Raw genomic sequence first — 7,234 nt, forward strand, 5'->3', positions numbered from 1 at the left:
ACTCACCATGAAAATGAAACAAAACAGACTCTGTCTGCTGGCAGTCTGCACGCTTCTGCTTTCGCATAAATCAGGGGCCGTCTCGTTTGATCCCTCCCTGCTTGCTGGCGCATCCGGTGAGTCCGATCTGTCTCGCTTTTCCGAAAACAACGCCATGCCTGCCGGCAATCAGGAGATGGATATCTACGTAAACGGCAGCTGGAAGGGACGTTATACCGTCATCTACGGCGAGCAGCGTGACGACATCCGCCTTGCCTGGAAAGATGCCCGGTCGCTTGGCATCAACACCACGTCCGTACCTGCGCCCGCCATTGCGCACGGGCAGGTGCAGCTGCGCGATCTGGTTCAGGGCGGTGAAGTCAAAACCGATACCAGCACCCTGAGTCTGGCGCTTACCGTTCCGCAGGCGGCTGTGCTGCGTACTGAAGAAGGTTACATTGCCCCCCAGTTTTGGGATGAGGGGATCCCGGCGCTGATGCTCTCGTGGAACACGACCTGGTATAACACCCGTGCAAAAGGCGCTGCGAAAGACACAAATGATGATTTTTATGCCGGGCTGGATTCCGGCGCCAACCTGTTCGGCTGGCAGTTTCGCGACAGCAGCGCCTGGCGGAAAACGGCCAGCGGAGAGAGTAGCTGGCAGAATAATACCCGCTACCTGCGCCGTCCCCTGGCCTCGCTGAAATCCAACCTGACGCTGGGTGACTTTTATATTCCTGGCGATCTGTTTGATTCCCTGCGCGTGCGCGGCGTGTCGCTGGCGTCGGACATGAAGATGCGCCCAAATTCACAGCAGGGTTTTTCACCGGTGGTTCACGGCGTGGCACGGACGAACGCCCTGGTGAAAGTTATCCAGAATGGCAACGTGATCTATCAGGAGAACGTACCGCCGGGCCAGTTTACCCTCGACAGCATTCAGCCTACCGGCTCTGCGGGCGATTTGCTGGTGGTGGTGCGTGAAGCGGACGGTTCACAGCAGTCCTTCACGGTGCCGTTTTCCGCCGTGCCCGGGATGCTAAAAGAAGGGGTGAGTCAGTACAGCGTGGTGGCGGGTAAAGTGCACCAGAACACGCTCGATGCCGAACCCGCATTCATGCAGGCCACGCTGCGCTACGGGTTTAATAACCTCATCACCGGGTATACCGGGACGATTATTAGCGATAACTACCAGGCCGGGCTTGTCGGTACCGGGTGGAACCTTCCGTTTGGCGCGGTCTCGTTTGATGTCACCCACGCCAAAACCACCCTACAGGATCGCACCAGCAGCGGTCAGAGTTATCGCGTGTCGTACAGCAAATTTATCGATACCACCGCCACCAACTTCACCCTGGCGGCATATCGCTATTCCACTAAAGGCTATTACAGCTTCAGCGACGCGCTCTATTCGCGCGAAGGGTATCAGCGCCTGAGAGCGCAGTACGACGACTATGAAGATCGGTTTGGCGTTGCGCCCGACATGTCGCTAAGCACCTGGGATGCCCTGCGCGCGGCGCAGCCCAAGAATACCTTTACGCTTAACCTTAATCAGCGCCTGCTCAATAACTGGGGCACGGTATTTGTCTCCGGCACACAGCGCGATTACTGGAACTCACAGCAAACCACGCGCGAATACCAGATGGGCTATTCCAACGCCATCGGCCGCGCCAGCTATACCCTGTCGGCCAGCCGGGTACGGAACAGGGACAGTGAAGAAGAGACGCGCCTTTACCTCTCCCTCAGCCTGCCGTTCTCGCTGTTTGATAATAATGCCTGGATCACCTCCAGCCTGACGGCCAGCGATTCGCATTACGAGCAGAGCAATATCAGCATGAGCGGGAACGCGCTGGCGTCGAACCGACTGAGCTACACCCTCTCCGGCAGTAATGCGCGGGGGGGTAAAAATGCGGCAAGCGTTAACGCCGCGTACCGTTCGAACTTCGCGACACTCGGTGGCTCTTACAGCGAATCCTCCGACTACCGCCAGACCGGGCTCAGCGGACGGGGAAGCCTGGTGGCCTACCCGTGGCACGTTCTCGCCTCAAACGAAACCGGCACAACCATGACTATCGTCGATGCGCCAAAAGCGGAGGGACTGATGGTGAACGGCGATGAAAGCATTATGACGAACCGCGATGGCGTGGCGCTGGTGCCTTACGCCACCCCGTATCGCAAAAACGCCATTACGTTATCGCAAACGGAAAACAGCGCTGGCGCGGAGGTGATCGGCAACATGGCTAACGTGGCCCCTTACGACGGGGCGGTGAGCTACATCCGCTTCGAAACCGACAAACGCCAGTCATGGGTACTTCATGCGACGCGTGCCGACGGCAAACCGCTGCCCTTTGGTACCGAAGTGCTGGATGAACACGGTGAATCTGTCGGGTATGTCGGCCAGGCCAGCGTACTGTATATCCGCGCTGAACAGCCGCCACGCGCGCTCAACGTGCATCTCCGCGGCGGGAAGTGCGAAATCTCCGCCCCAGCCTGGGGGCTGAACAGCCCCTCATCGGTTTGCCATTAATTACGGATTATCAAAATGTTACGATCATTCATATTCCTGCTCCTCTCCAGTATTAGTGGGATGAGCTATGCCACCTGCTCCGGCAGCAGCATCGTTTATGGCACACCGATTACCATTGATTTATCGGATAAGCTGAGCCCGGCCACGCCCACATGGACCGGCAGCTTCAGCACCCAGTACAGCGGCTCTTTCAACTGTACGACGGGTAACAGTGAATTTTCTTACACACCGATCCTCTCGACCGACAGCAAATACGCGACCATCCTCGGGTTCAGCAATAACAAGTATATGGTGCGGGCGGAGATCACCAATCCCCCGGCCAATAAAACCCTGACTGCCAGCGGTAGCCATACGGCGTCTGAGCTGAACACACCGTTTACGGTTCGCTTCACCCTCGTTAACCAGAGCGGCACTACCCTGACGGGGGATACGGCGAACATGAGCGACGTTCTGTTCGTCAGCGACATGAGTGGGTTATCCTTCTGGGAAATCATCACCTGGCCAATCAATCAGGTCATCAAGATAGCGCAGTGGTTATTCAGCGGGTTCAAGTGGCCTTACGACAACCGGGATATGTTTGGTCAGCCGATGATCATCAAATACGCGCCAAAACTGACTACCTGTTCCTTTGATAATGCGGGGCTGACCGTAGCGCTGCCGACGCTCGGCATTCCCCAGCTCAGTGCATCCTCACAGCCGGGGCTGACGCCTTTTTCACTGAACATGAGCTGTCAGAACGTCGGGGTTAACGGCAATTCCGATCGGGCAATTGAGATGTTTCTGTCCAGCACGCAGCTGCTCTCAACCGACAGCTCGGTGCTGATCGACAGCGGCAGTAGCGCGGCGCAGGGCGTGGGGCTACGCCTGATAAAACGTGACGCCCCACAAACGCCTGTGACCTTCTCTACCTCAACCACCAGCCGTGGCAACGCCACGATGATTTTCAGCGTGGCGGCTGGCGCGGCGCTGGACGAACATTTCACCCTTCCGATGGCGGCGTACTATTACGTGTGGGCGCCCGCCCAGGTGAGCCAGGGTAAGATCAATACATCGGCTACGCTGAATATTATCTATCCCTGATGTGAGCTATTTATCCATCTTTCCAACCGCTTGCACATACTTAATCAGTTCGCTGTGGTTGGAAAGATTCAGCTTTTTCATCGCATTGTGCTTCTGCGTCGCAATGGTACTGACCGAACGGTTTCGATGACGGGCAATCTCCGTCGTTGAAAATCCTTCCACGATAAGATGGAGCACCTCCCACTCTCTGGCCGAGAGGATGGAGCGCGCCCGGGAACCGGACCGCATTACCCGCCTGAGCCACGAAGAGATCGACGGTGTTTGCCCGTCTGCCATGAGCAACGCGGGTAATTCCTTTTTCAGTTCAGTCAATTCATCCTGCTGACTGATGGTTAATTCAAATTTCATCTCCAGAACTTTTTTTAACAGCCCGTAAGGCAGCTCGGGCACCAACAGAACACGCCTGACGTGATGGGTTTTACATAAAGATGTAAAACGGCTGCTGACCTCCGCACTCCACTCTTTATGATTAAGCAGATAATTAAATTCAGTGAAGAAAACATCCACGTTATTATCCGCCACCGCCGCCAGCGCCTGTTCAGTGGAATCGACCTGAGTAATGTTCAGTACGTAATCGGGTAAAAGATCATGGAGCGCCCGGAATATTATCTCTTTAAATATATTTATTTTGTAAAACACCATTACCTTTACGATACGTTCAGTATTATTCATGTCTTTTCTAAATTCTCGTGACCGGAGGAAAATGATAATAGTTTATGTACTCATCACTCACAACCTCTTCACGCCAGGATTTTATCCTTCTCAGGCTTAAAAATCTGAACAAGGACATTAAATTTATAGAAAAAATTCTATTTTATTCTGCACGCCGTTTCCTCTTGCAGATAAAGCCTTGTCGATAACCCTGCCGCGATCACAATTTCTCTTTCAGGAATAGCAGTAAGCCACTGAAAAAACGGTGGATAAACCCCATCAATCAACCTTCTGATGCTTATTAATCGCCCATTCACAGAATAAAAATCTGGCATGAATATTATTAGAAGATTAAAACAATTGCATATACCATTAAAACCATTTTTCAATTTTATCTTCCTCTAATAATTGGCATCAGCTTTACTCGACGGTTTGTATTGGCTTACATTGATGCCATCGCATCGCGTTATTTAAAAAGTGCTCGCCATTCTTTTAATAAGAGAGTGCGAACCGCCATTTTCTCTTATATGGACTGTTTACTCAGCGAAAGGAGAATGCCAATGCAAAATAAAAAAACAATTCACGTTGCCGTTGTTGACAGCTGCGAATTCACGATGATTGGCCTGCAATCGCTCGGAAAGCGTGAGCCTGATGAAAAACACGACGTTATTTTCCATGGGTTTACCCATATCGAAGAACTTGCTATGAGTGAACAACTCTTTGATATCATCATTTATGATCCGTTGAATACGCGTCATTTCCGGGTGACGACGAATGACGACATTCTCTGTATTAAACAGAAACAAGTGACGGCGAAGATCTATATCTATTCGTTATCCGCTGGCTATTTGAAATTCAAACATGTTGATGGAGTAATCAGCAAAAGAGTCTCCCTGGGGGATATCAAAGCGCTGTGGCAAATACTGATGAGCCAGACGCCGCAAGAGTCTGGTCGTTACAACGTAGGCATGACTACCCGCTTACGCACCCCGGCGAGGCTGTCCAGCGAGGAGGCCAGCGTATTGCGCGGCTATTCCTGTAATCTCAAAACCAAGCAAATCGCCCGTCAGCTGGGGTGTAACGTCAGGCTGGTTTACTTTTATAAAAACAACGCCATGAACAAGCTTAAGGCCGTGCGTGGCCCCTCGTTTTACCAGAGCATTCGCTGGATCCTGAATTAAGAATTTGACCGTGTGTCGTTTGCCTTTTGTTCCCGTGTCCGCGGGAACCTTTTTTCATTTCCTGAAGGCTGTTCCATGTATACCGTTCTTCCCTCTCCCCTGTTGCAACGTATCTCAGGGCTGCGATTCCAGCCGCTTGTCGATCTTCATTCGGGCCAGATGTTCGCGCATGAAGTTCTCGTGGAGATCCATAACGTCAATCTGGAGATATTGTTTGCTTCTCTGCCTTCGCGCAGCGCGCTGCAAATCTTCTTCTGGCAGGCCAACACCCTGTTACAGATACCCGCCCGGGACGCTTACTGGCTAAACCTTCCGGCAGAGCACCTTCTCGACGAACGCGCTATCCGGTTGTTGCTGGCGTTACGCCATCAGCAGCGGTTAACGATTGAAATTCAGGATCCTCACACCATCACACGGCTGAGTAAGGCTGAGCAACATCGTCTTCATGCCACGCTTGTTCGGTTAAAAGAGGCGGGATGGCAAATCTGGCTGGACGATTTAACCCGGGAGTTGGCTGAGGCGTTCGCGCGGCTTGCGCTGCCGCTGGATGGGGTAAAAATTGACCGCTCAGCGCTGCGCGAGCGCGCGCCGCTTGCCCCGTTTGTGCAGGAGGTCAGGGCAGGTATCGCGCAATCAATTCTTATCGAAGGCATCGAGAATTCGCGGGATCTGGCGCGCGCCCGCACGTCTGGCGCACAGTCTGGCCAGGGTTTTCTGTGGCCCGAAAGCCGCACCGATGCCCGCGTAACGCTGTGAGGGCCAGCTTACCGTGGCCTACCAGCCCGGCACCGCACCGCCGTTAAAAAGGGTCTCTGCCGCTTTCGCCACTTCCGGCGACTGATAGGACTGGATAAATTCCTTCACGTTTTCGGCGTCTTTATTGTCTTCACGCGTGACCACTATATTCACGTAAGGCGAGTTTTTGTCCTCAATAAAGACGCTGTCATGTACCGGAGACAGCCCCGTTTGCTGAAGATAGGTGGTACTGATGATGGCCACATCCACTTTCGGATCGTCCAGCACTCGCGGCAGCTGCGCCCCTTCCAGCTCCATAATCTGTAAGTTTTTCGGGTTCGCGGTAATATCCAGCGCCGTCGGCAGCAGGCCCACATCCGGTTTAAGGGTAATCAGCTTCTCTTTTTGCAGCAGCAACAGCGCGCGGCCGAGGTTGGTGGGATCGTTTGGAATCGCAATGGTTGCGCCATCCTTCAGCTCAGACACCGATTTAATCTTTCGGGAGTAACCCGCCATCGGGAAGACGAAGGTATTGGCCACGGCGACCAGCGTGTAGTTGTGCGCCTTGTTATCTTGTGCAAGGAACGGGCGATGCTGGAAGACGTTGGCGTCCAGTTCGCCCTGGTTGGTGGCATCGTTGGGTAGCAGCGAGCCGCTAAAGCCCACCAGCTCAACATCCAGACCGTATTTCTCCTTTGCCACCTTTTTGGCGACTTCCGCCACGTCCTGCTCAGCGCCATTGATGACGCCGACTTTAATGTGTTTGGCATCATTGCCGCCCTGGTCACAGCCCGCGAGCAGCAGGCCAGTCAGGAGAAGCGCACCCAATCGAAGTTTCACGAGACAGTTCCTTTTGATAGACGTTTTGAAGACTATATCGACAACGAGACGGCAGGCTAAAAAACGAAAAGGAATCAGTAAGACGGTTAAGTTATATGCGGCCTGTTGCCGGGTGGCGCTGCGCTTACCCGGCCTACGTAACGGGCGAAGTGTAGGCCCGGTAAGCGTAGGGTATGAACCGGAAACATGGGTAACACTTTAGACCGGATACATGGGTAACAGTTATAACTGGCATAGAAGAGGAGAC

6 protein-coding genes are annotated in these 7,234 nt (G+C 53.4%); 4 read left to right on the forward strand and 2 right to left on the reverse strand.

Going from position 1 to position 7,234, the window contains the following annotated elements; translation table 11 throughout:
* Positions 1 to 7: 7 nt before the first annotated feature.
* A complete protein-coding gene (locus IM282_RS08445; protein WP_032626649.1) occupies positions 8 to 2,500 on the forward strand; it encodes a fimbria/pilus outer membrane usher protein in 2,493 nt (830 codons plus the stop codon).
* A gap of 15 nt (positions 2,501 to 2,515) precedes the next feature.
* A complete protein-coding gene (locus IM282_RS08450; RefSeq protein ID WP_045308241.1) occupies positions 2,516 to 3,580 on the forward strand; it encodes a fimbrial protein in 1,065 nt (354 codons plus the stop codon).
* 6 nt (positions 3,581 to 3,586) lie between these two features.
* Here IM282_RS08450 and IM282_RS08455 read toward each other — a convergent pair whose 3' ends face one another.
* A complete protein-coding gene (locus tag IM282_RS08455) occupies positions 3,587 to 4,222 on the reverse strand; it encodes a LuxR C-terminal-related transcriptional regulator (RefSeq protein ID WP_048966560.1) in 636 nt (211 codons plus the stop codon).
* Positions 4,223 to 4,791: 569 nt separating this feature from the next.
* Between IM282_RS08455 and IM282_RS08460 the strand changes: the two genes are divergently transcribed.
* Positions 4,792 to 5,412, forward strand: a complete 621-nt coding sequence (locus tag IM282_RS08460; protein ID WP_015570093.1) for a LuxR C-terminal-related transcriptional regulator — start codon at positions 4,792 to 4,794, stop codon at positions 5,410 to 5,412.
* A gap of 75 nt (positions 5,413 to 5,487) precedes the next feature.
* Positions 5,488 to 6,168: an EAL domain-containing protein gene (locus IM282_RS08465; protein ID WP_023305160.1), complete on the forward strand. Its 681-nt coding sequence runs from the start codon at positions 5,488 to 5,490 to the stop codon at positions 6,166 to 6,168.
* An 18-nt stretch (positions 6,169 to 6,186) separates the two neighbouring features.
* Here the strand turns inward: IM282_RS08465 and nlpA are convergent, their stop codons facing one another.
* Positions 6,187 to 6,987: a lipoprotein NlpA gene (gene nlpA / locus IM282_RS08470; RefSeq protein ID WP_192970317.1), complete on the reverse strand. Its 801-nt coding sequence runs from the start codon at positions 6,985 to 6,987 to the stop codon at positions 6,187 to 6,189.
* Positions 6,988 to 7,234 lie beyond the last annotated feature (247 nt).

Source organism: Enterobacter cloacae complex sp. P29RS (assembly GCF_014893445.1).
Lineage (GTDB): Bacteria > Pseudomonadota > Gammaproteobacteria > Enterobacterales > Enterobacteriaceae > Enterobacter > Enterobacter intestinihominis.